The following is a 25,127-nucleotide window of genomic DNA, read 5'->3' as shown; positions in this document are numbered from 1 at the left end:
AGTTAAGCTCTTTAGCGCTGATGGTACTTGGGGGGCGACCTCCTGGGAGAGTAAGACGTAGCCACGTAATCTTTTTTGTTGTATTTGAAATTATTCACATTTTAACTTCATTTTATATATAATAAAATAAAGTATATGGGGTGAGTATGTGAAAAATACATTTGACCTGGGAGAAAAACTATTTTTTAATACTTTAATTATATGTATAATATCATTTATATACTTTAAGATAATTGAGATTGAATCGAGTAACTTAATCATAGAAATTTTATTTGCATTATTCTTTTTTCTTATAAATTTTTATTATGGATATAAATATAGCTTGAAACTTAAAGAATCTTTAATAGTGGGATCAATGGGAGCAGGTTTAGGAATTTTTTTATCATTTTTTTCTTTATGTGCACATTTTTTAATAGAAGGTAGTAATAGCTCTATATTGTTTTCAGTATTATACTTATCTCCAATTCAGTCTATTTCAAATTATTTGAGTGGATACAACAGTATAGTAAATATATTTATAATTATAATTATAAATATATTTTTAGTTGTTATTGGTGGACAATTAAGAAATATTACAAATAAATTTTTAAATAATTTTAAATAGATTATATTTAAAAAATAAAAGAAGCGGCTATTTGGTTGCTTCTTTTATTTTTAGGATTAAAAAAATAGTATGTAGCTTTAAGTAAACATTTTAATGGAGGAATTAAAAATCTCTAATATGATATAATTAAAATACAAAATAGTTTAAAGAAAGGGTTTATATGAGGTACATATATAGAAATTTAAATAATAAAGATAAAGAGAGCAAAATAGTTAGTTTATATAATGAAATATTAAAAAAATGTAAAAATAAATCTTCGAAAATAATGATTCTAGTTCCTAATAATCTAACTAAATTAAAATATGAGAAGAAGATTAATATAGATTATTGTGAAAAACTAAATATAACATCATATACTAATTTTATTAAAGGAGAGCTCATAAAATTTTGGCCAATAGTGTTAGAAAATAATAATGAGATAAAAGAACATCACATAAGACCTAAATTTATAAATAATACTTTGACAGACTATATAATAGGGGAAAAGGTAAAAATTAAAAGAGAAAAAGAAGGATACTTTGAAGATATTATAAGTACTAATAAATCTATAACTTCAAGTATAAGTACTAATATAAATAAGGCTACATTAAGTAAATTAGAATTTGAGAATATAGGAGAAAAAATTTATTTGTCTAAGAAAAATAAAGATAATATAAATAAATTTTCTTATAGTGAAATGAACGAAATAATAATGGATTACACTAGCATGTTATTAAATAAAGGTATGTTAGATAATTCACTGAGTGTATATGTATATAATAAATATCTTTTAAAAAATGATTTATACAAAGAATATTTAAGAAAAAAAATAAAATATTTAATTGTAGAAAGTTTAGAAAGTGTATCTGTAGCAGAAATCGAATTTATAAAAGAGATACAAGAAAATGCTATAGATTCATATACATTTTTTAATGAAAAAAGAGATTTTTCAGTTTTTAATAATATAGATATTAAGTTTATAGAAGGATATATAGAAAATGAATATGAAGAAGAAAAGCTTAACAAAAAAGGAGAGGTTTCTATAGATGATATATGTTCTTTACCAGTAAGTGTTGAACTAAATGAATCTAGTCAGCTATATAGCGAGATGATAGAAGTAGTTTTAAAGAAAATTAAAGAGTTAATACTATCAGGAGTAAAAGCACAAGATATAGCTATAATTTCTCCTATAAACAATACAATATTAGACTTTCAAATGACTAATAAATTGAAAATTAATAATATCGATATATTTAGCACTAAAAAAGATAAAAAGTTAATAGATTATCCTTATGCTAATGCACTTATAGTGGCTCTTAGCATTTTTAATGGTAGCCAAAATTCCATAAGAGAAGAAGACTATATAAATTTTATAGAAACTATATTAGATGTCAATAAGATACAAGCATTAAAAATATATAAAAATAAGTATGAAGAAGAAAAATTTAAAGAAATATTAAATTATATAGAAGATAAAAGGAATGAGAAACTTAAAATAGGTGAGTTTCTAATTAAATTTTATATAGATAAAATGCTAAATCTTAAGTTTGGAAAAGAAAATATTCATATTTGTAAAAAGATAATATATGAATGTGAGACATTTACAGAAAACATAGAGTTATTGAATATAAATGAGGATAAAGAAAAGTTATTTATAAAAGCACTTAAAACTACAATAAATGACTATTATCAATCTTCAGAATTAGAAGATTTGAGTAATATAGATAAAGTATTATTAACCACTCCATATACATATATATCATCAAGAGTAAATAGACCAATACATATATGGCTAGATGTAGGTAGCAATGGGTGGAATATGAAGATAGAAAAGGATATAAGTAATTTGATAGTTCTTAGAAAATCTTTTGAAGAAGGTAGAATATATACAGATAAAATGGAAGAAGATTATAAGAAGTATTATTTATACAATACTATATATAATTTACTAATTAATACTAAAGAAGTATATGCATATAAAAGTGAATACACAGTAAATGGGTATATACAAGAAAGTATATTATATAGCATACTACTTAAGATGTTAGATAAGGGGGAAAACTCTTATGAATAATATAAATTATAGACAAGATCAATTACCAATAATAGCCTATGAAGGTGGAACTATGGCGGTACCAGCAGTACCAGGAGCCGGAAAAACTTTTATAGTTACCAATTTAGTAGCAAAGTTACTAAGTGAAAAAAAACATGATAAATCTAAAATACTAATATTAACTTATATGAATAGTGCAGTAAATAACTTCAAAGGAAGAATAAAAGCAATATTAAAAGAGAATGACATAAAAGAAGAAAATTCTTATGAAGTTATGACAATACATAGTTTAGCTGTAAAAATAATAAAAGAAAAACCAGAAGTAGTTATGTTGAGTGAAGAATTTAACATAGCAGATGATTTACAAAAAACTATAATACTAAATGAATGCATAAATAATTTTAAGATAAATGGTGGGGAAAGAGCATTTAGATGGTTCCTAAAAGAGCAAAAGGATGATAAATGGAATGATATAATGCTTGAAGCTTGGGAGAGAGGATTTTTTGACTTAGTAGTAAATGCAATAAGTGACTTAAAATATAAGGAATTATCACCACAAGAGCTAGAGGGGATATTATCTAATGGGCATAGAGGAATATTAAAATTAATACTTCCTATATATAAAGAATATGATAAAAAATTAAAACAAAATGGCCTACTTGATTATGATGATATATTAATTCTTGCATATAAAGCATTAAATTTTGATGAGAATTTAAGAATAAAATTTCAGAATAGATATAAGTACATATTTGAAGATGAATGCCAAGATTCCAATGAGATACAGGGTAAAATTATAAAAATGATATGTAGAGATAATGAAAATTTAGTTAGAGTTGGGGATATAAACCAAAGTATAACTGGAACTTTTTCATCATCAGACCCTAAATTCTTTAAGGAGTTTATATCTCAGGCAGATAGTTGCTATAGAATGGACATGTCTAATAGAAGTTCAAAGGATATATTAGATTTAGCAAATAAACTAGTAAAGTATGTAACAAAGGAATTTAGGCAAGAGGAATGTAGAGATGCTTTAGAGGATATGGAAATAAAAACTGTTCCAAGTGGTATGGGATATAAGGAAAATCCTAAACCAGATATATACAGTATAAATGTTAAAAAATATGAGACATGGAATGATGAGTTGACAAAAACCGTAGCATACACAAAAGGAATAAAAAGAAAGTATCCGGATAAAAGTATAGGAATATTGGTACCTTTTAATGATCATATAACGCAAATTGCTAAGATTCTGATTGATGAAAATATGGAGTTTGAAGAGTTAGGACCTAATTCTCTAAATAAAAGAAAGATCATAAACAAACTGTCATATATAATAGACTTTATAATAAATTGTGATGATATAAATAAACTAATAAATGCCTTAGATAAAGTATTTGTAAAAACAGATAATGAAAAAGGGAAGGAAGATTTACTAGATGTATTAAAAAAATATAGCACAGAAGAGATAATATACAATGAAGAAATAACAAATAATATAATAATAGATACAAATACAGAGTTATACCAAACATTTATACAAGGAATAAATATTCTTAAAAGTATATTAGAATATCCTATAACAAGATTAGATGTGCTTTTATTATTTATAGGGGATGAACTTAATTTAGGGAAAGAAGATAGAGCAATAATAGATTATCTGGCATTTTATATAAAATTTTTAAGCTTAGATAACCCAGATATAAGTTTAATAGATGTATATAACCTTTTAATAGATAGTAAAAATAAGGTATTTAATCATATAATAGAAGTGGTATATGAAATGAATGGATATGAGCCACAACCAGGAAGTATAACTATATGTAACTATCATAAATCAAAAGGTTTAGAGTGGGATTGTGTTTTTATGTTAGGGCTTACAGAGTTTAATTTCCCTGACAATACAAATCAAAAGTTTCAAAGTGATAAATGGTATTTAAAAGATAAGTACAAAAATCCAGTGGCTATTGTAAAAAGTGAAATTGAATGTATATTAACTGGTGATATACCTACTAATTATATATATAAGAGTAAAATAGATTTAATAAATGAAAAGATAAGACTATTATATGTTGGAATTACTAGAGCTAAAGAAATGTTAATATTATCAACAAGTCTTTATAAAGATAAGAATGATGTAGGAAAAAGAAATAAAGAACAAAAGCCTTCTTTATATATAAATGAACTTGAGAAGTATATAAATATGAGAAAAAAGGAGGTAAATATAAATGAATAGTTGTCTAAAAAACTTTAGATACAGCCAAAATTCTATAAATACGTATAAATCATGTCCATTAAAATTTAAGTATAAGTACATTGATAGAATTAATTGGAAATACGATGATATAGAACATAGAGAGTACTACGAAAGTTTGAAAACAGGTACAGATTTTCACTTATTATGTGAAAGATATTTTAGTAATATACCTTTAGGAATAAATTCTAGTACCAATACAGATTTTCAAAGATGGATGGATAAAGTAAAAAAACTAGTTCCAATCAAGGAAGGTTATTTATACTTACCAGAGTATGAAGTAATGTTTAATTTAGATGGAAATATAATACAAGCTAAGTATGATTTAATAATAATCAAAGATAATAAAATTGAAATATGGGATTGGAAAACAGAAAATAAAAAATTTAATTATAAAAATGTAGAAAGTAGAATACAAACTATTGTATATATGCTTTTAGCAAAAGAAGTAATTCCCAATTTATTAGATAACGATATAGATACACAAAATATAAGTATGAAATACTATCAACCAGAGTTTGATGATAATTGTGTATCTATATCTTATAATAATGAAAAACATAAACAAAATAAAAATAAGGTGTTATCATATATAGATTATATAAAAAACACCAACTATAACAAAGAAGACAAAGAATATAAATATGAGTTAGTAAAAAACAAAAAACACTGCAAATACTGTGAGTTTAATAAATTATGTAATAATGAGGAAGTAGACAGAAGTGTTTTTGAGGAGGATATTTATGAGTGTTAAGTTTGTATTAGGTAGAGGCGGAAGTGGTAAATCGACCTATATACTAGATGAGATAAAAAATAGAGTTAAAGATAATGAAATAACACCTGTAATACTTTTAGTTCCAGAACAATATACATTTGAAATGGAAAAAAGAATGAGTAAGCTCTTCTTAGGAGAAGAAAAAGACAAGTTTTTAAGGTCTAGGGTATTAAGTTTTAAAACTATGAGTAGCATAGTTTTTTCTTACGTTGGAGGATTAACTGATGTTAACATAAATTCTAGTGGCAATGCTATGATGACTTATAAAGCAATAGAAAGTGTAAGTAAAGAATTAAATATATTTTCTAAATCATCATCTCAATCAGGATTTGTAAGTTCTATAAGTGAGATAATATCTGAGTTAAAACAGTATAACATAAGTTATGAGATGTTAGAAAATATATCTGGCGAAGTAGAAAGTGAAACTTTAAGTTTAAAATTAAAAGATATAAGTAGGATATATAAAGAATTCGAAGAAAAACTACATGAAAATTATATAGACACTCAAGACATGCTAAAATCATTAGCAGAAAAATTACCAGTATGTGATTATTTTAAGGATGCATATATTTATATAGATGAATTTACTGGATTTACACCTAATCAGTATAGGGTATTAAGTAGTTTATTTAAGCAGGCTAAGGAAGTATGTATATCTTTAACAGTGGATAACCCAGGTAATATTTCATACAATAAAACAGATGCTTTTTCTAGAACAAAGTTTACATATCAAAAGCTAATAAAATTATGTAACGAAGAGGGAGTAAAGTTGCTTCCTGATATAAAGCTAAATAATAATATTATACCAAGACTTAAAGATAGCAAAGAACTTCAGCACTTAGAAAGGTACTATAACTCGTATCCATATAAAGTGTATGAAGAGTCAACTAATAATATAAAGATAAAAGAATTTAGCAACTTATACTCTGAAGTTGAAGAAATAGCAAAGGAAATAGTACATTTAGTTAGAGATAAAGGGGTTAGATATAGAGATATAACTATAGCTACAAGAGACTTAAATAAATATGACTTTTTAGTAAGCTCTGTATTTAATGAATATAAAATACCTAATTTTATAGAGAAAAAAAGAGAAGCTAAAACAAATCCAATAATAGTACTTATAATATCTATATTAGAAATGAAAAGTAAAAGATATAATTATGAGACTATGTTTAGATACTTAAAAAGTGGACTTGTAGGGATATCTAACGAAGAAATTAGTATGTTAGAAAATTATGTATTAGCAAATGGTATAAAAGGTAAAAAATGGTTTGAGGATAAATGGGAGTATAGAATAAATCACAATATTTCTTCAGAAGAAAAAGAAGATGAAATAGAAATACGAGAAAAGGTTAATGAAATAAAGGAAAGAGTCTTAACTCCAATAATACATCTACAAGATAAATTAAAAGGTAAGAATAATGCAAAAGACATATGTAAGTATATATATGAATTCTTGTTAGAAATAAATATGCCAACAACTATAGAAAATTTAATAATGAAATTTAAAGGTAAAGGTGAATTAGATATAGCTAATCAATATTCTCAGGTTTGGAACATAGTTGTAGATATATTTGACCAAATTGTTGAGATAATGGGAGATGAAAAAATATCTTTAGATAAATTTATAAAATTAATAAGTCTAGGATTTGATGAATATGAACTTGGATTAGTTCCTCCAAGTATAGATCAAGTACTTGTAAGTAGTGTGGATAAAATGAAAAATCCAAATACAAAGTATCTATATTTAATAGGGACTACAGATGGTACATTCCCATTAATAGCAAAGGATAATGGGCTTTTAAATGATAGTGACAGAGAAAACTTAGGGCAAAAAGGTGTAGAGGTTGATATAGATAGTAAAACTAAAACATTTGAAGAACAATTTTTAGTTTATAAAGCACTTACATCAAGTAGCCAAAATCTAATAGTTACCTATCCTATAGCAGACCATGAAGGAAAAACTATAAGACCATCAGTAATAGTATCAAGACTTAAAAAGCTATTTCCTAATATAGATAGTAAAAGTTATTTATTAGAAGAAGAAGCTAAAACAGATGAAGATATCTTAAATAGAATAACTGTAAAATCTCCAACTTTTAATGAACTTATAAAAGAGATAAAAGAGTTTGACGATGGAAAAGATATAAATAATTTATGGTTAGATGTATATAGATACTATGCAAGTGATAGTGAATACAAAAATATAACTAATAAGGTTATAAGTGGACTTACATATACTAATCAAGTTCAAAAAGTAGAAGAAGAAAAAATAAGAACACTATATGATAAAAATTTAAGTGTATCTAGGTTAGAAAAGTATGCAGAGTGTCCATTTGCTTACTTTATACAGTATGGTCTTAAAGCTAAAGAAAGAAAAGAATATTCTTTTACAGCACCAGATTTAGGGAATTTTATACATAAAATATTAGATAATTTCTCAAAACAGTTAGTAAAAGATAATCTACATTGGGCAGATATAGATATAAACTATATAACAGAAAAAGTAGAAAAAATAGTTGAAGAAATAGTAGGTAAGATACCTGGATACATACTAGAGAGTTCTCAAAGATATAAGTATCTTACTCTTAGATTACAAAATATGCTTATATCAGCTATAAGTATAATAAGTGAACAAATAAAAATTGGTTCATTTGAGCCTACAGATTATGAAGTGAATTTTGGAACTAAAGGTAAGTATCCACCTATAAAAATAGTTTTACAAAATGGAGAAGAAATAAAACTAAGAGGACAAATAGATAGAATAGATGAATTTGAGAACGAAGAAGGTAAATATATACGAATAGTTGATTACAAATCTGGTAAAAAGGATTTAAGCTTAACAGATGTATATTATGGGCTTCAATTACAACTATTAGTTTATCTAGATGCAATATTAGAAAGTGGGAAATCTAAGGGACAGAATATAAATCCAGCAGCGATTCTTTATTCCAGAATAGATGACCCAATAGCAAAATTTGATGAAGATAAAGAAGAAGAAACTATAAGAGAAGAAATACTTAAAGAGTTAAAAATGCAAGGTTTACTTATAAAAGATTCTAATATAATCAAAGAAATGGATAAGACACTAGCAAATGGAGAAAGAACAACATCTTTAGTTATACCTGCAAACTTTAACAAAGATGGTACTTTAGGTAGATATACAAAAGGTGTTACTAATGAAGAATTTGAGGTTATTAGAAAATATGTAAAGGACTTGATAAAATATTTATGCGAAGATATGTTAAGTGGAAATATAAGTATATCTCCATATAAACATAAAGATAGAAATTCTTGTATATACTGCAATTACTCAGCTATTTGCCAGTTTGATACAACATTAAAAGATAATAAATATAAAATAATAAATAAAAAGAGTAATGACGAGATAATAAACACAATGAGAGGAGGAGTTAAGTAATGAGTTCTCCTAAATGGACAAAAGAGCAACAAGCAGTTATAGATAGTAGAGATTGTAATTTATTAGTAGCAGCAGCAGCAGGTTCGGGAAAAACTGCTGTACTAGTTGAACGTATAATTCAAATGATAACTGATAAAGAAAATCCTATAGATATAGATAAGTTACTAGTAGTTACGTTTACTAATGCAGCTGCATCTGAGATGAGAGAGAGAATAGGTGATGCGATAGGTAAGGCATTAGACAAAGATCCAGAAAATAAGCATTTACAAAATCAGTTAGTGCTTTTAAATAAAGCTAGTATAACAACAATACATTCATTCTGTTTAGAAGTTATAAAGTCTAACTTCCATAAAATAAACTTAGACCCTAACTTTAGGATAGGTGACACAACAGAGTGTGCACTATTAAAGCAAGAGGCCATAGAAGAAGTATTCGAACGACTTTATATAGATAGAGATGAAGGATTTTTAAATTTAGTAGAAAGTTATGCAGAGAGAAGAGGAGATAATAATCTTCAAAATATAATACTAGGTGTATATAACTTTGCCATGGCATCACCAGATCCTAAAGAGTGGTTAGAATTTTCAGCAGAACAATTTAATATAGATGGTGAATTTGATTTCTCAACATCTATATGGGCAAAAGCTATACTAGATACAGTAAAGATAGAGATAAGTGGTATGGAAACTAGTATGAAAAAGGCCTTAGAAGAGTTAGAAGGTATTGTTGAGTTAGAAACATACACAGAAAAATTTAAAACAGATTACAGTAGTATAAAAAGAATATTAGATGCTTGCAACTTATCATGGGATGAAGCTTATAGTAGCATATCAAATATAAAATTTGAAAACTACGTAAAAGGTGTGAAAAGGCTTGGAAAAGATACCCCAAGTTATATAAAAGACATAAAAAGTAAGGCTGATGATATAAGAAAAAAAGTTAAAAAGTCAGTAGAAAGCATAAAAGATTCAACCTTTAATAGAGAAAAAGAAGACATAAATTATGAGATAAAGTACATTTATAAAGTAGCAAAATCTATATCAGATATAGTCATACAATTTGAAGATGCTTATGACAATAAAAAAAGAGAAAAGGGAATAATAGACTTTAATGATATAGAACATTTTGCGTTAAATATATTAGTTCAAAAAGATGATAAAGGTGAAAATATACCTTCAGATATAGCACTTTCCTATAGGGAAAAGTTCTATGAAATATTTATAGATGAATACCAAGATAGTAACTTTGTGCAAGAGGTACTTCTTTCAAATATAGCAAAAATTAAAACCCCAAATAGATTTATGGTTGGGGATGTAAAACAAAGTATATATAGATTTAGACAAGCAAAACCAGAAATATTCTTACAAAAGTATGCTGACTATGATACAGAAAAAGGTTCACTATATAGAAAAATAATGCTTTATAAAAACTTTAGAAGTAGGGAAGAAGTTGTAGATAGTGCAAATTATATATTTGAGAATGTAATGAGCGAAAATATAGGTGAAATAAATTATACAGAAGAAGAACGATTAAACTTAGGTGCTATATTTAAAGAAAATACTAATGAAGATGTAGTAGTAGGAGGTCCTACAGAAATACATTTAATGGAGAAAGCATCTAGAAAGGATGATTCTGAGACTAAAGAAAATGAAAGTTCAGAAGAAGAGGAAGAAATAGATAATATACAACTTGAGGCTAGAATGGTTGGAAATATAATAAAAGGCTTAATGTCACCAAATGAAGAGGGAAAAATTCAAATGGTTTATGACAAAAAGCTAGATGATTATAGGCCTGTACAGTTTAAAGATATAGTTATCTTACTAAGAGCTACATCAGCTTGGGCTCCAGTATTTGCAGATGAACTTATGAATATGGATATACCAACTTATGCAGATATAGGGGTAGGGTATTTTGACACTATAGAAATAAAAACTATAATGAGTTTACTTCAAATTATTGATAATCCTATGCAAGATATACCTCTGCTTGCAGTGCTAAAATCACCTATATGTGGATTTACACCAGAAGAACTTATAGACATAAGAGTAGAAGAACATAATAAAAGTTTTTATGAAGCTTTAGAGGAATATAGTAATCATGAAGATGAAAAGGCATTAAAGTGTATTGAATTTATAGAAAAACTAAAAGACTATAAGGAAAAATCCCTATATATGAGCACAGACGAATTTTTATGGTATCTGTACACTAACACAGGATATTATGCATACGTAGGTGCTTTACCTGGAGGATCTCAAAGACAAGCAAACTTAAAGATATTATTTGAAAGGGCAAAGCAATTTGAAGAAACAAGTTTTAAAGGTATATTTAGTTTTATAAATTTTGTAGCTAAGCTTAAAAAATCAAATACTGATATGGGAAGTGCTAAAACTCTTGGGGAAAATGCAGACGTTGTAAGAATAATGAGTATACATAAAAGTAAGGGGCTAGAGTTCCCTGTTGTAATATGTTCTGGTATGGGGAAAAACTTCAATACTCAAGATTTTAAAAATGATATATTATATCATCATGAACTAGGATACGGTCCTCAAATAGTAGATTATGAAAGAAAAATATCTTATCCAAGTATAGCTAAAGAGGCATTAAAAAGTAAAATTAATGTAGAAAATTTATCTGAGGAAATGAGGGTACTTTACGTAGCATTTACAAGACCTAAAGAAAAGCTTATAATAACAGGTTCAACGAGAAACATTGAGAAATCTTTACAAACATGGGCAAATGGAGTAGAGGGAAATAAAGCAATATCACAGTATAAGGTACTAAAAGGTAAAAGTTACTTAGATTGGATAATGCCATCAGTATTAAAGCATAAAGATTTAGAAGAATTAAGAGACTTTGCTAATATAGATATAGAATATATAGACAATCATAATTCAAAGTGGGTATCTAATATATGGTATAAAGAAGATGTCACTTTAACTCAAAATGAAGAAGAGGAAGAAAAGAGCATAAGAGAGATAATAGACAGTCTAGATGTAGAAAATCCTGATACAGAGTATTTTAGTATAATAAAAGAAAAATTAGATTTTAAATATCCCTATGAAGCATGTGTAACAAAACCTGCGAGTATATCTGTAACTGAAATCAAAAAAATACAAAATGCTCATGAAGAAGATTTTTCTCAAGAAGTATTTAGTAATCAAATAACTCTCAAAAAACCTATATTTATGCAAGAGGAAGAAGATATAGAAAAGATAACTGGTGCAGAGAGGGGTACTATAGTTCATTTAGTTATGCAGATAATAGACTTTAATAAGATATATACTATTGATGATATAAAAGAGCAAATAAGTAGGTTTATTAAAAAGGGAATAATAACTGAAAAGCAGTCTAGAGTAGTTAATCCATTTAAGATATATAAATTCTTTAAATCTCATATAGGGCAAAGGATGTTAAAGTCATCATTTATTAATAGAGAACAGGCCATATATGCTCAAATCAAACTTAAAGATGTGTATATATATGAAGATTTAGCAACTGAAGGAAATGTACAAGACTTTGATGAAGAAAGCATAATGCTAAGGGGTATAATTGATGCATACTTTGAAGAAGATGATAAGATTGTTATAGTTGACTATAAAACTGATTTTGTAAATGACGAAAATAAAAATGAAGTAATAAGTAGGTACAAAAAACAATTAGATTTATATTCTGAAGTGGTAGAAAAATTAACAGGAAAAGAAGTCAAAGAGAGGTACATATATCTATTCGGAATAGATGAAGATGTTAGTATATAAATAAAAACTTAATATAATTAAACTTTAAATATAAAAAATGAAGGTACTAAGCTAAGTATCTTCATTTTTTATATTTATAACTAGTGATAATAAAAGAATAATTAACATAGTATGAAAATAAGCGAGTGAAATTTTCATAAGGAAGTGATACTTTGAGCTTGTTAAGACCAACTTATGTACAGATAAATCTAGATAATATAAAACATAATTTGCAGGAAATAAAAAAATATACCAAAAATAGTACTAAAATAGGCGCAGTATTAAAGTCAAATGCATATGGGCATGGTTCTATAGAAATAGCTAAACTATTATGTAGAGAAGGTATTGATTACCTATGTGTAGCAACACTTAGTGAAGCTCTAGAATTTAGAAGAGAAAACATTAAATCTCCTATTTTAGTTATGGGATATATTCCAAATGAACATATAGAATTAGCAGTTGAAAATAATATAACTATAACTGTAATTAAAGAAGAACAAGGAAAAATTATAAACAACATATGTAGTAAAATAAACAAAATAGGAAAAGTTCATATAAAGTTAGATACAGGATTTAATAGATTAGGGCTTAAGGTAAATCAAAATACATTTCAAGAAATATATAGTTTATTATTATTAAAGAATTTATATATTGAGGGTATTTTTTCACATCTAGCACTTAGAGATGAAAAATCAGATTATATTCAATTTAATATATTTAAAAAGACTATAAATGAATTAGAAAAAATTAAGACGATACCTATAAAGCATATTTGTGATAGTATAGGGTTTGTTTCATATAAGGATTTTCATATGGATATGGTGAGGATAGGTGCAAGTATATATGGATACAACAATAGAGACTCTTCCTTACAGCTAAAGCCTGCTATAACATTCAAGTCAAAGATAATTCAGGTTAAAGAGGTTAGAGGTGGTGAGGCTATAGGATATGATTATTCGTATGTAGCAAATAAAAATATTAAAATAGGAATTATACCTTGTGGATATGGAGATGGGATACCAAGAAGTTTATCAAATAAAGGGTATGTAGATATAAATAATAAAAGATGTAACATAATAGGTAAAATATGTATGGATCACCTTGTAATAGACATTAGTTATTTAGATAAATGTGATTACGATGCAGATGTAGTATTTTATGGAGAAAATGGTCCTACACTTTTAGAAATAGCAAATTTGATAGATACAAATAGAAATGAACTATTAAGCTTAATATCTAGAAGGGTAGATAGAGTATATATTGAGAATGGAGAAATTAAAAAAATTTTAAACTATATATACTAAGGGGGAAAATTATGATATTTCCAGAAAAACTAAAAAAAGGAGATACAATTGGAGTTATAGCACCAGCAAGTCCATCTAAATCTAAAACAAAAAAATTACTAACTTATGAATTAGAAAAAATAGAGCAAGAATTAAATAAATTAGGGTATAAAGTCAAATTTGGAAAGACTTGTTACCTAAGATATAAGGGGTATTTAGCAGGTGAAGATGAGTTTAGAGTAAAGGACATAGAAAATATGTTTTTAGATAAAGACGTAAATGGTATACTTTGTCTAAGAGGCGGATATGGAACACTTAGAATAATTGATAAAATAAACTACAACATTATAAAAGAGAATCCTAAGGTATTTATAGGGTATTCTGATATAACAGCACTTCATATAGCCTTTAATCAAATAGCGAACTTAGTTACCTACCATGGAATTATGGGATTAAATTTTTTACACTATGATAAATATACTTTTGATTCCTTCTCAAATATATTATCAATGGAAGATGAAATTATTATAAAAAATCCAGAAGACGAAGAATTACACACTTTAGTACAAGGAAAAGCTAATGGGATTACAGTAGGAGGAAATCTAGCTGTAATAATTAGCACCCTTGGAACAAGATATGAAATTGATACAAAAAATAAAATTTTATTTATTGAAGAAATAGGAGAAAATATGTATAAGATAGATAGAATGCTTACACAATTAGAACTTAGCAATAAGTTAAATGACTGTTGTGGGATAATATTTGGAGACTTTAAAAAGTGTAGAAAAGATAATGAAGATGATTATGATTTATATGAATTATTATTTGAAAAGATTAAAAAATATAATAAACCATGCTTATGTAATCTAAAAGTAGGTCATTGTACATCATCAAATAGTATTTTACTAGGGGGAAATTGCTGCTTAGATGCTACGAACAAATCTATAAAATTTGTAAAATAATAATATCTATTAATAAAAATAACATAAAAGGAAGATGTTTAGACATCTTCCTTTTATGTTATAATCAAACTATTAAAATATATAAATAAATCATATTATTTAGGAGGATAAAATGAGATTTATTCATACATCAGATTGGCATCTAGGAAAAAGCTTAGAAGGTCACTCAAGATTAGAAGAACAAACCAAATTCTGTGAAGAATTTATACAGATAGTGGATGATAATAATATAGATATGGTTATAATAGCAGGAGATATATATGACACATCAAATCCACCTGCACAAGCTGAAAAATTATTCTATAAAACAATATCAAGATTATCAGACAATGGAAAAAGATGTGTATTAATAATAAGCGGTAACCATGATAATCCGGAAAGACTACAAGCATCAAGCCCTCTTGCACATGAGCAGGGGATAATAATACTTGGAAATCCTCTAAGTAAAACAGAAGTATCAAAGTATAAAAACTTTGAGATATTAGAAGCGAAAGAGGGATGTATAAAACTTAATATAAATAATGAGAGGGTTGTTGTTATAACGCTGCCATATCCAAGTGAAAAGAGGCTTAATGAAGTAATACTTCAAAATGATGAAGACAAAGAAAGACAAATAACATATTCTCAAAGAGTTGGTGAGTTATTTAAAGAATTAGAAGAAAACTTTGAAGATGATTCAATAAATTTAGCTGTATCTCACCTTTTTGTTGTCGGTGGAGAAGAAACAGAATCTGAAAGACCAATACAACTTGGAGGAAGCTTATTAGTAGAGAAAAAAGACTTACCTCAAAAGGCTGATTATATAGCTTTAGGGCATTTACATAAAATGCAAAAATCTTCACAAAGGTTAAATGCATACTACTCAGGATCTCCTATACAATATAGCAAAGATGAAAGATCATATACTAAAGGATGCTATATAGTTGATATAAATAAAGACAAAGAAATAACAGTAGAAAAAAAATACTTTAAAAACTATAAACCTATAGAGGTATTTAAATGCAATGGAATCGAAGATGCATTAGAAGTGTGCGAAAAAAATAAAGACAGAGATATATGGTCTTATTTTGAAATAAAAACAGATGAAGTTATATCACAGTCTAACATAAAAAAAATGAAAGATACATTAAAAGATATAATAGAAATAAAACCAATAATAGCATCAAAAGAATATAATGAAGAAATAGACGTAAAAGAAAAATCTATGGGAGAATTATTCAAGGAATTCTATGAATTTAGTAGAGGAGTAGAACCTAAAGGAGAGCTTATGGATTTATTCTTAGATATAATAAATGAAGAAGGTGAAGCTAAAGATGAGACCTATTAGATTAGAGTTAAGTGGTTTAAATAGTTATATAGATAAATCAGTTATAGATTTTGAAAAACTAACTGATAGAGGTTTATTTGGGATTTTTGGTAAAACTGGAAGTGGTAAGTCAACTATATTAGATGCAATGACAATAGCTATGTATGGAAGTATACCTAGAAATACTAAAGAATTTATAAATAGTAGCTGCGATAAAGCAATAATATCTTATGAATTTGAAATCGGAAGTAAAAACGCAAAGAGAAGGTATAAAGTAGATAGAACTATAGTTAGAACTAATACAGGTACTAAAACTTCATATGCAAGATTAATAGAGATGTATGAGGATGAAAGTGAAAAAGTATTAGCAGACAAAGTTGGAGAAGTAAATAATAAAATCGCTGAAATTGTAGGATTAACAGCTAATGATTTTATGAGATCAGTAGTACTTCCACAAGGTAAGTTTAATGATTTCTTAAAGCTAGCAGGTGCGGATAGAAGGGACATGCTAGAGAGAATATTTAATCTTGAAAAATACGGAAGAGGATTAATAGATAAAGTTAAGAAAAGAAAAAACGTACAACAACAAGCTTTAAGAGATATAAATTCTAAGCTAAGTCAATATGATACTGTAAGTGAAGAAGTATATAATCAAGTACAAAAAGAGTTAGAAGAATTAAGATCATTAGAAATTAGTAAAAATAAAGATTTTGAAATAAACCAAAATAAATATAAAGAAGTTGAAGAAATATATGAAAAACAAGTAAAGTTAGAAAACTACAAGAAAAGAAAGCATGAATTAGATTTAAAGCAAGAAGATATATCAAAAAAAGGAAGACAACTTGAAGATGCATTAAATGCAGATAAGATTAATCCGTACATAAATGCTGTATTGGAGCTTGAGAAAAGGGTTAATGAAGATAGCCTAGAAAGTCAAAATTTAGAAAAGAAACTAGAATTGTTAAATAAAGAACTACTTATAACTAAAGCAAATTATGAGGAAGCATATAAAAATAAAAATGAAAATATGCCAAGACTATCTGAAGATAGAATCAAACTTCAAAATGCAATAGAATTAGAAGCGGAGTTAGTTGGTTTAGATTCTGAATTAAAAGATATAAAAGGCAAGGGTATAGGTTTAAATCAAGAAAAAGAGATACTTATAAAACTAAAAGAGGATTTAGAAAGCAAGAAAGAGATAGTAATAAATAACTTAAAAAGCTTAGAAGAGAAAATAAGTGAAATAAAGATAAGTGCTGATCTAAAACAGAAAATATTTTTAGCCTATGAGTATGAAAAAGAATATAATAAGCTTTCAGAAAGTAAGACTGTTAAAAATAATAGATTGAATGAAATAAATAAAAATCTAGATGAGATAAACTTAAAGTTAAGATATATTCAGAGGGATAAAGATTCTGTATTGAAAAAACTAACTGAATTAGAAGAACATTATGAAATTTTAATTAAAAAATCTCCAGGAACTAATGAAGAGATAGTTAATAAGACTGAATATATAGCAAACTTAAGAGTAAAGGCAGAATCTATAAAAGAAAATGAAATTAAAAAAGAAGATTTACATAATAACTTAAATAAAATACTAGAAAATAGACATCAGGTAGAAAGAGAATTACATACTTTAAATGATAAATTAGAGGTTAATCATACAAATATAACTTATCTAGAGAAAGAATTAGAAAAGCTAAAGTATTTAAATTTAGCAACAGAACTTAGAAAAGAATTAAAGGAAAATTCTCCATGTCCAGTATGTGGATCTAGAAATCATGAGCATGTAGATGATACAAACTATAATGAAAATATAGAGTTTACTAAGTCAAAAATAGAAAAATTAAAAGAAGATGAGTCTAATATAAAAGTAAAAATTGAAGAACTCAACAGAAAAAATAGCGAGTGTATATCAGTAGAAAAAATAATATTAAAGGAATTAGAAGAGGTAAAATCTAAAATAGGAGACTTAAGTTCTAATGAACTAATAAAGAAGGTAGAAGAAGAGTCTAAAAGGCTAGAGATATTAAAAATTAATCTACAAAATTGGAATAAGGATAAAGAGGAAAATGAAAGTAGTATAAATAAGGCTAGAGAAGAAAAAAACAAAATTGAAAAAGATGAACTAATACTACAAGAGAGTATAAACTCTTATAAGAAAAATGTAATCGAATTAAAAGAAGAACTAACAGCAATTGAAGAAAACTATAAAACAACAAAAGAAAACTATTTAACACTAAAAGCAATAACTAAAATACAAGATTTAGAAGTAAAAGTAGAAGAGATAAATAATAATGAAAAAGCATTAGAAGATTTAAATAATGAATACTTAAAAATATCTAAGTCAAAAGAAGCAATGGAAAAAGATATAGTAAATTATCAAAATAACCTACATAAAATAGAGTTAGATTTAATTCAAGCTAGAGAAATTTATTCTGAAAAGAAAAAAGTGAGAGATGGAAAATACAATGAAATAATAGCAACAACAAAAGGTGAATCTTCAAAATTATTGTTAGAGAATCTAGAAAATAATATAAATAAGCTTATATCTCAAGAGGAAATGATAAAAAATAAATTAGAAGCTCAAAGGTTGGAATTTGAAAAAACTACATCTGACAAATCAAATATAGATGGAAGATTAAAGATAGCAAAAGAACAGTATAAAATACAAACAGATACTTTAAATAAATCATTAGAGGAGTATAAATTTGAAAGTATATATGCTGTAAAAAGATCATTATTAGATAAAGAATACTTAAGAAAACTACATGATGAGATAACACAATATGAAGAAGAGCAAAAAGTATTAGGTATAAAGATAAATGATCTAGTTAAATCAATAGGTGATAGAAAAATAAATGAAAAGGACTTTAATGAATTAAAAGATAGTATTGATAACTTAAAAATAGAAATTAGTAGAATATCCCAAGATATAGGATCAAAGCAAACTATACTAAGTACCCTAAAAGAATCTTTAGACAAGATAAAAGATTTAAATAAAGAGTTAAAGGCAGTTCAACATAAAGTGGATTTATTAGATGATCTAGATAAGATTGTTCAAGGAAATAGATTTGTTGAGTATGTTGCTACTAATCAATTAAAGTATATAGCGCTTGAAGCATCTAATAGATTAGAGTCTATAACTAAAGGTAGATATGCATTAGAAATAGATTCAACATTAAACTTTGTAATGAGAGACAACTTTAATGGTGGGCAAAGAAGAAGTGTAGATACTTTATCTGGAGGAGAAACATTCTTAACATCACTATCATTAGCATTAGCATTATCATCTCAAATACAATTAAAGGGAAGTGCTCCCCTTGAATTTTTCTTCTTAGATGAAGGATTTGGATCTTTAGATAGTGAACTACTAGAAACTGTTATAGAATCACTGGAAAGACTACATCATGATAAACTTAGTGTTGGAATTATAACTCACGTTGAAGAGTTAAAAAATAGAGTTCCAATTAAGTTAATAGTATCTCCTAGTGAAGTTGGACAAGGATCTAAAGTAAAAATAGAATATAGTTAAAAAAAATTGGTGACTACAGGGGGAGTATGTAGTCACCATATAAATATATATACTTATTAGGGGGAGAGATATATAATTTCCGCTCTCATTTATAAGTATTGGCAAATTTTAAATTTATATTCAAAAAAAATAAAAAATAACCACCTAACCAGGGGGGGATTAGGTGGTTTAAAGAATATTTGGGGGAAAGAATTTTTTTTATATCCGATCACTAAATTAGAATATTAACAGGAGTTTTGATATTTATAGTGTAAGAGAAACTCTTTTAATTTCTCTTACACTATAGTATATGCAAAAATATTAAAATGTGACATAAAAGTATAAAAATATGTAATTAATTTAAATATTTGTCTAAATTTAGCAAAGATTTAAACTCATCGAAACTAATCTTATCAATAAATGAACCTAATCTATGTTTTCCTTGTGCATTATTTTCATAAACGTTAACTATTTCAGCAACTAGTTCTAATGCATTTTCTTCAGTTAAATTCATTAAAATCTTGTCTCTAAGTCTAGGCATAGCACCATATTTTTCTAGTAAATCTTTCATTTTACCTCCTTTTTAAATTTAATACTATTATATGGGGATAAAAAAAATTATAATGCAAATGTATTTTAATAGTATTGGAAATGATAGATAATATAGATTATATCTAAATTAATAAATTTCCAAATAAGGGTAAGTATGTTATAATATATTAACATATAAACAGAAATTTAAAAGAAATTAGGAGTGTGGTTTAGGTTGGAATCGACCGGTATATTGATTCAGATTATTGTATTAGTGATATTACTTATAGGATCAGGATTTTTCTCAGCATCTGAGACTGCATTAATGTCACTTAGTAAAATAAGAATAAGACATATGAAAGAAGAAGGGGTTAAGGGCGCAAAGCTAGTAAGTAACTTAATAGAAGAGCCAAATAAGTTATTAAGTTCTATATTAATAGGAAATAACGTTGTTAATATAGCAGCAACTTCTATATCAACATCATTATTTATTACATTATTGGGAGCTACAGGAGTTCCTATAGCAACAGCTCTTATGACAGTATTAGTATTAATATTTGGAGAGATAACACCAAAAACTATAGCAGCAAATAGTTCAGAAAAAGTGGCTATACTTGTTTCTAAGCCAATAAAGGCAATAATATTTATATTAACTCCAGTAGTATGGGTACTTAATATAGTAACAAATTTAATATTTAAGTTATTTGGAATAAAAACAAAAGGGAATGAACCATATATAACAGAAGAAGAATTAAAAACTATGGTTAATGTAGGACATGAAGAAGGTGTCCTAGAAATAGAAGAAAGAGAAATCATAAACAATGTATTTCAGTTTGGGGATATGCAAGCTAAAGAAGCTATGGTACAAAGATTAGATATTATAGCTATAGATGTTGAAGATTCATATGAAGAAATAATACAGCAGTTTAAAGAAGAGAAATTAAGTAGAATGCCAGTATACAATGAATCTATAGATGACATCATAGGTGTACTTAATATAAAGGATATCATATTCTTAAGTGATGAAGAGATAGCAAATTTTGATATAAGGTTGTATGTAAGGGAAGCGTTCTTTACATATGAATTTAAGAAAATCACTCAACTTTTAGAAGAGATGAAAAAAGAAAAAATACAAATGGCTATAGTTGTTGATGAGTATGGAGGAACTGCAGGTATAATAACTGTAGAAGACTTAGTAGAAGTAATCGTTGGAGATATAGATGACGAGTACGATGAAGAAGATGAAGATATAATAGTAGTTAAAGAAGATGAATATATCGTAGATGGGGGACTTAAAATAAGTGATGTCAACGAACTTATTGGAGTTAGATTAGAGTCTGAAGAATTTGATTCTATAGGAGGCTACATCATAGGTTATTTAAGAAGACTTCCAGAAGAAAATGAAGTTATAGAAGTAGATAATATAAGATTCTGTATAGAAAGTTTAGATAAAAATAGAATAAAGAAAATAAGAATATACACATAAAACACTACAATATTGTAGTGTTTTTTGTTTTATTTGAAATTTATATAAATTAATTTTAATAGTAAAGATATTTGTTAATAATTAATAATATATTATAAGGGAAGTGATTAGATGAATGTAATAGATAATAGATTCATAAAAGTATTAAAGAAAAACATGATATTTATATTACTATATACAACAGTATTTATTTTGATTTATAAGACATTTCATTATATATCACCATTTTTAGTAGGAGGTATTATTGCATTTTTGATAAACCCTATATCAGAAAAATTAAGGTATAAGTTTAATATAAATAAAGGTGTATCAACTTTAGTATTAAGTTTTATTGCAGTTATAATATTTGTAGTATTAGCTGGATTATTAATAATGGCGGGAATAGATAGTTTATTAGAATTCGTAAATAATACTGTAAATAATTATGATTACATAAGTGATTTTATTTCAAATATAGCAATTAAACTAAATTTATATTTAGAGCAACTTGAGAACATACCAAACATAAATATAGAGTTTTTAATGCAAAAATATAGCACCAATATAGTAAGTATAGCAAAACAATTATTAGAAAGTTTCGTAAATTTTTTAGGATCAATTCCATATATATCTATATTCATTATAACCTTATTCATATCTACATATTTTATAGCAAAAGATATAGATAAAATAGAATATAGTTTTTACAATATGTTCTCTGAACCAACAAAGACTAAGGTTAAGAATATAAAAAGAGAAATAATAAAATCAATATTAGGATATATAAAAGCTTATGCCATATTAATGGGAATAACTTTCATAGTAACTTGGCTAAGCCTTAGAGTATTTGATATACCATATTCTATGACGTTAGGTATTATAGCTGGTTTGTTGGATTTAATACCTTTTTTAGGGATAGTAGTAATATATTTACCTTTTATAGTTTATTACTGTATAGTAAAAAACTATCTTATAGCAATAACTCTTATAGTTGTATTTGCGCTACTATCATTGTTAAGACAGGTTTTAGAGCCTAAATTAGTATCCACCAATATAGGTATTAGTCCATTAGCTACATTAGCAGCCATATTCATAGGTATACAAGTAAAAGGAATAATTGGAATAGTATTTTTTTTAGGTCTTACAATAATGCATCAAATATTAAAAAAGGTAGATATACTTTAGTAAGTTTTTGTAATATAATAGAAATATAAGGGATATATTACTTAACAATTATTAGACCAAAGAAAGAAGGTATAACCATGAAAAATAAAGTAGTAGAAAGATTCTTAAAGTATGTGACATTTGATACAACTGCAGATCCTAAGAATGCAAATTGTCCATCTAGCGAAGGACAAAGAGTTTTTGCAAACTACTTAGTAGAAGAACTAAAATCATTAGGATTAGAAGATGCTAATGTTGATAAAAATAGTTACGTTATGGCAACTTTAAAAGGAAATACAGAAGGTGTTGATACAATAGGATTTATATCTCACTTAGATACAGCTCCTGATATAACTGGGAAAAACGTTAAACCAAGAATAATAGAAAATTATGATGGAAAAGATATAGTACTAAATAGAGAATTAAATGTAGTTACAAAAGTATCTGATTACCCAGAATTAAAAGGCCTAGTTGGAGAAGACTTAATAGTTACAGATGGTACTACACTACTTGGTGCAGATGATAAAGCTGGTATAGCAGAAATAATAACAGCGATAGAATATTTAGTAAATAACCCTGAAATAAAGCATGGAGATATAAAAGTAGGATTTACTCCTGATGAAGAAGTAGGCAGAGGAGCAGATCTATTTGATGTTGAAAAATTTGGTGCAAAATATGCATATACAATAGATGGCGGTATAGAAGGTGAACTTCAATATGAAAACTTCAATGCTGCTGGAGCTACAATATCTATACAAGGAAGAAATGTACATCCAGGTGCATCAAAAAATAAAATGGTAAATGCATTACATATAGCAGCTGAGATATCTGAAATGTTCCCAGCTAGCGAAAGACCAGAGACTACAGAAGGATATGAAGGATTCTACCACTTAAATGATTTAAATGGTAATGTAGAAAATGCTAGTATGGTTTATATAATAAGAGATCATGATAAAGAAAAGTTTGAAGCTAGAAAAGCTCATATGCAAGATGTAGTAAATAAATTAAACGAAAAATATGATGGAAGAATAACATTAGACTTAAAAGACCAATACTTTAACATGAAAGAAAAAGTAGAACCTGTTAAGTTTATAGTTGATATAGCAGAAGAAGCTATGAATGAAGTTGGAATAACTCCTAAAATAGTACCAGTTAGAGGTGGTACAGATGGGGCTAGATTATCATTTATGGGTCTTCCTTGTCCAAATATATTTACAGGTGGTTTAAACTTCCATGGAAAGAACGAATGTATACCAGTAGGATCTATGGAGAAATGTGTAAATCTTATAGTTAAAATATCAGAAAAATATGCTCAAAAATAAATAAAATAATAAAAGGTTATCTCTTATTTAAGAGATAACCTTTTATTATTTTATAAGTTTATTTGTATAAATATGTAACAATTCCGTATAAAAAGAATATATTTTTAGTAAGTAGAAAATAATCTACTAACCTAAAAATACAAGGAGAGGAATTGTAATGCCGAAAAATAAAATAGATATAGATAGAGAAAAAAGAAGAAGAAATAGGGAAGAAAGAAGAAGAAATAGAGAAATAAGAAGAGGAATGCGTGAGTGCGAAGATTCATGCGTAAATGAAGATCCAAATGAAGATATAAATTTAGATCCAGATCCACAAGTAGATATAAATGTAACAGCGGATGCAAATGCAGATGCAACATCAGAATCGACATCAGAATCTAATGCAGAATCAACCGCAGATGTAGATGCAAATGCAGATTTAGATACAACGGTAGACGCAGCAGTAGACGCAAATGCGGACCTAGATGCAAATGCAGATTTAGATACAACAGTAGACGCAGCAGTAGACGCAAATGCGGACCTAGATGCGAATGCAGATTTAGACACAACAGTAGACGCAAATGCGGACCTAGACGCGAATGCAGATTTAGATACAACAGTAGACGCAGCAGTAGATGTAAATGCAGACCTAGACGCAACAGCGGATGTAGATGCAACATCTGATTCAACATCAGACTCAGACTCAACAGCAGATGCAGATGCAACATCTGATTCAACATCAGACTCAGACTCAACAGCAGATGCAGATGCAACATCTGAC

Annotated in this window: 15 protein-coding genes; 14 read left to right on the top strand and 1 reads right to left on the bottom strand. The window is 26.8% G+C overall.

Annotated features, from left to right (window positions below; translation table 11 throughout):
• The first annotated feature begins 148 nt into the window (after positions 1-148).
• From ABCP60_RS14045 to ABCP60_RS14000, 10 genes are all read left to right on the top strand, one after another.
• On the top strand, positions 149-604 hold the full coding sequence (locus tag ABCP60_RS14045; protein ID WP_166504876.1) for a hypothetical protein: 456 nt from the start codon (positions 149-151) through the stop codon (positions 602-604).
• Positions 605-764: 160 nt separating this feature from the next.
• Positions 765-2,657 carry a hypothetical protein gene (locus ABCP60_RS14040; protein ID WP_092927382.1) on the top strand — a complete coding sequence of 631 codons (1,893 nt, stop codon included), beginning with the start codon at positions 765-767 and terminating at the stop codon, positions 2,655-2,657.
• The gene (locus ABCP60_RS14035; RefSeq protein ID WP_092927380.1) at positions 2,650-4,872 is read left to right on the top strand and encodes an ATP-dependent helicase; all 2,223 of its coding nucleotides are present in this window, start codon (positions 2,650-2,652) and stop codon (positions 4,870-4,872) included. Before ABCP60_RS14040 ends, ABCP60_RS14035 begins: the two co-directional genes overlap by 8 nt.
• The gene (locus ABCP60_RS14030; RefSeq protein WP_343101937.1) at positions 4,865-5,644 is read left to right on the top strand and encodes a PD-(D/E)XK nuclease family protein; all 780 of its coding nucleotides are present in this window, start codon (positions 4,865-4,867) and stop codon (positions 5,642-5,644) included. Before ABCP60_RS14035 ends, ABCP60_RS14030 begins: the two co-directional genes overlap by 8 nt.
• On the top strand, positions 5,634-9,086 hold the full coding sequence (gene addB, locus ABCP60_RS14025) for a helicase-exonuclease AddAB subunit AddB (RefSeq protein WP_343101936.1): 3,453 nt from the start codon (positions 5,634-5,636) through the stop codon (positions 9,084-9,086). Before ABCP60_RS14030 ends, addB begins: the two co-directional genes overlap by 11 nt.
• The gene (gene addA, locus ABCP60_RS14020) at positions 9,086-12,841 is read left to right on the top strand and encodes a helicase-exonuclease AddAB subunit AddA (RefSeq protein ID WP_343101935.1); all 3,756 of its coding nucleotides are present in this window, start codon (positions 9,086-9,088) and stop codon (positions 12,839-12,841) included. Before addB ends, addA begins: the two co-directional genes overlap by 1 nt.
• 152 nt (positions 12,842-12,993) lie before the next feature.
• Positions 12,994-14,124 (top strand): alanine racemase, encoded by a 1,131-nt coding sequence (gene alr, locus ABCP60_RS14015; RefSeq protein WP_092927372.1) that lies wholly within the window; start codon positions 12,994-12,996, stop codon positions 14,122-14,124.
• Positions 14,125-14,135: 11 nt separating this feature from the next.
• Positions 14,136-15,065 (top strand): LD-carboxypeptidase, encoded by a 930-nt coding sequence (locus tag ABCP60_RS14010; RefSeq protein WP_166504880.1) that lies wholly within the window; start codon positions 14,136-14,138, stop codon positions 15,063-15,065.
• A 112-nt stretch (positions 15,066-15,177) separates the two neighbouring features.
• On the top strand, positions 15,178-16,392 hold the full coding sequence (locus ABCP60_RS14005; protein WP_166504881.1) for an exonuclease SbcCD subunit D C-terminal domain-containing protein: 1,215 nt from the start codon (positions 15,178-15,180) through the stop codon (positions 16,390-16,392).
• Positions 16,379-19,906, top strand: a complete 3,528-nt coding sequence (locus ABCP60_RS14000; protein ID WP_343101934.1) for an AAA family ATPase — start codon at positions 16,379-16,381, stop codon at positions 19,904-19,906. The genes ABCP60_RS14005 and ABCP60_RS14000 overlap by 14 nt, the downstream gene beginning before the upstream one ends.
• Positions 19,907-20,240: 334 nt before the next feature.
• On the opposite strand, the gene ABCP60_RS13995 is transcribed toward ABCP60_RS14000, so the two are convergent.
• Positions 20,241-20,456 (bottom strand): hypothetical protein, encoded by a 216-nt coding sequence (locus tag ABCP60_RS13995; RefSeq protein ID WP_343101933.1) that lies wholly within the window; start codon positions 20,454-20,456, stop codon positions 20,241-20,243.
• Between the two features lie 195 nt (positions 20,457-20,651).
• Between ABCP60_RS13995 and ABCP60_RS13990 the strand changes: the two genes are divergently transcribed.
• The 4 genes from ABCP60_RS13990 to ABCP60_RS13975 form a co-directional block, all read left to right on the top strand.
• Positions 20,652-21,902: a hemolysin family protein gene (locus ABCP60_RS13990; RefSeq protein WP_092927362.1), complete on the top strand. Its 1,251-nt coding sequence runs from the start codon at positions 20,652-20,654 to the stop codon at positions 21,900-21,902.
• Between the two features lie 111 nt (positions 21,903-22,013).
• The gene (gene ytvI / locus ABCP60_RS13985) at positions 22,014-23,066 is read left to right on the top strand and encodes a sporulation integral membrane protein YtvI (protein ID WP_092927360.1); all 1,053 of its coding nucleotides are present in this window, start codon (positions 22,014-22,016) and stop codon (positions 23,064-23,066) included.
• A 77-nt stretch (positions 23,067-23,143) separates the two neighbouring features.
• On the top strand, positions 23,144-24,367 hold the full coding sequence (gene pepT, locus ABCP60_RS13980) for a peptidase T (protein ID WP_343101932.1): 1,224 nt from the start codon (positions 23,144-23,146) through the stop codon (positions 24,365-24,367).
• A 157-nt stretch (positions 24,368-24,524) separates the two neighbouring features.
• On the top strand, positions 24,525-25,127 hold a 603-nt coding region (locus ABCP60_RS13975), incomplete at its 3' end, for a hypothetical protein (RefSeq protein ID WP_343101931.1).

Origin of the sequence: Romboutsia sp. MSSM.1001216sp_RTP31141st1_G3_RTP31141_220114, from assembly GCF_039031195.1 — a bacterium.
Taxonomy (GTDB): domain Bacteria; phylum Bacillota; class Clostridia; order Peptostreptococcales; family Peptostreptococcaceae; genus Romboutsia_C; species Romboutsia_C hominis.
The sequence above is the reverse complement of the archived record's forward strand: the minus strand, read 5'-3'. Positions and strand labels throughout refer to the sequence as shown.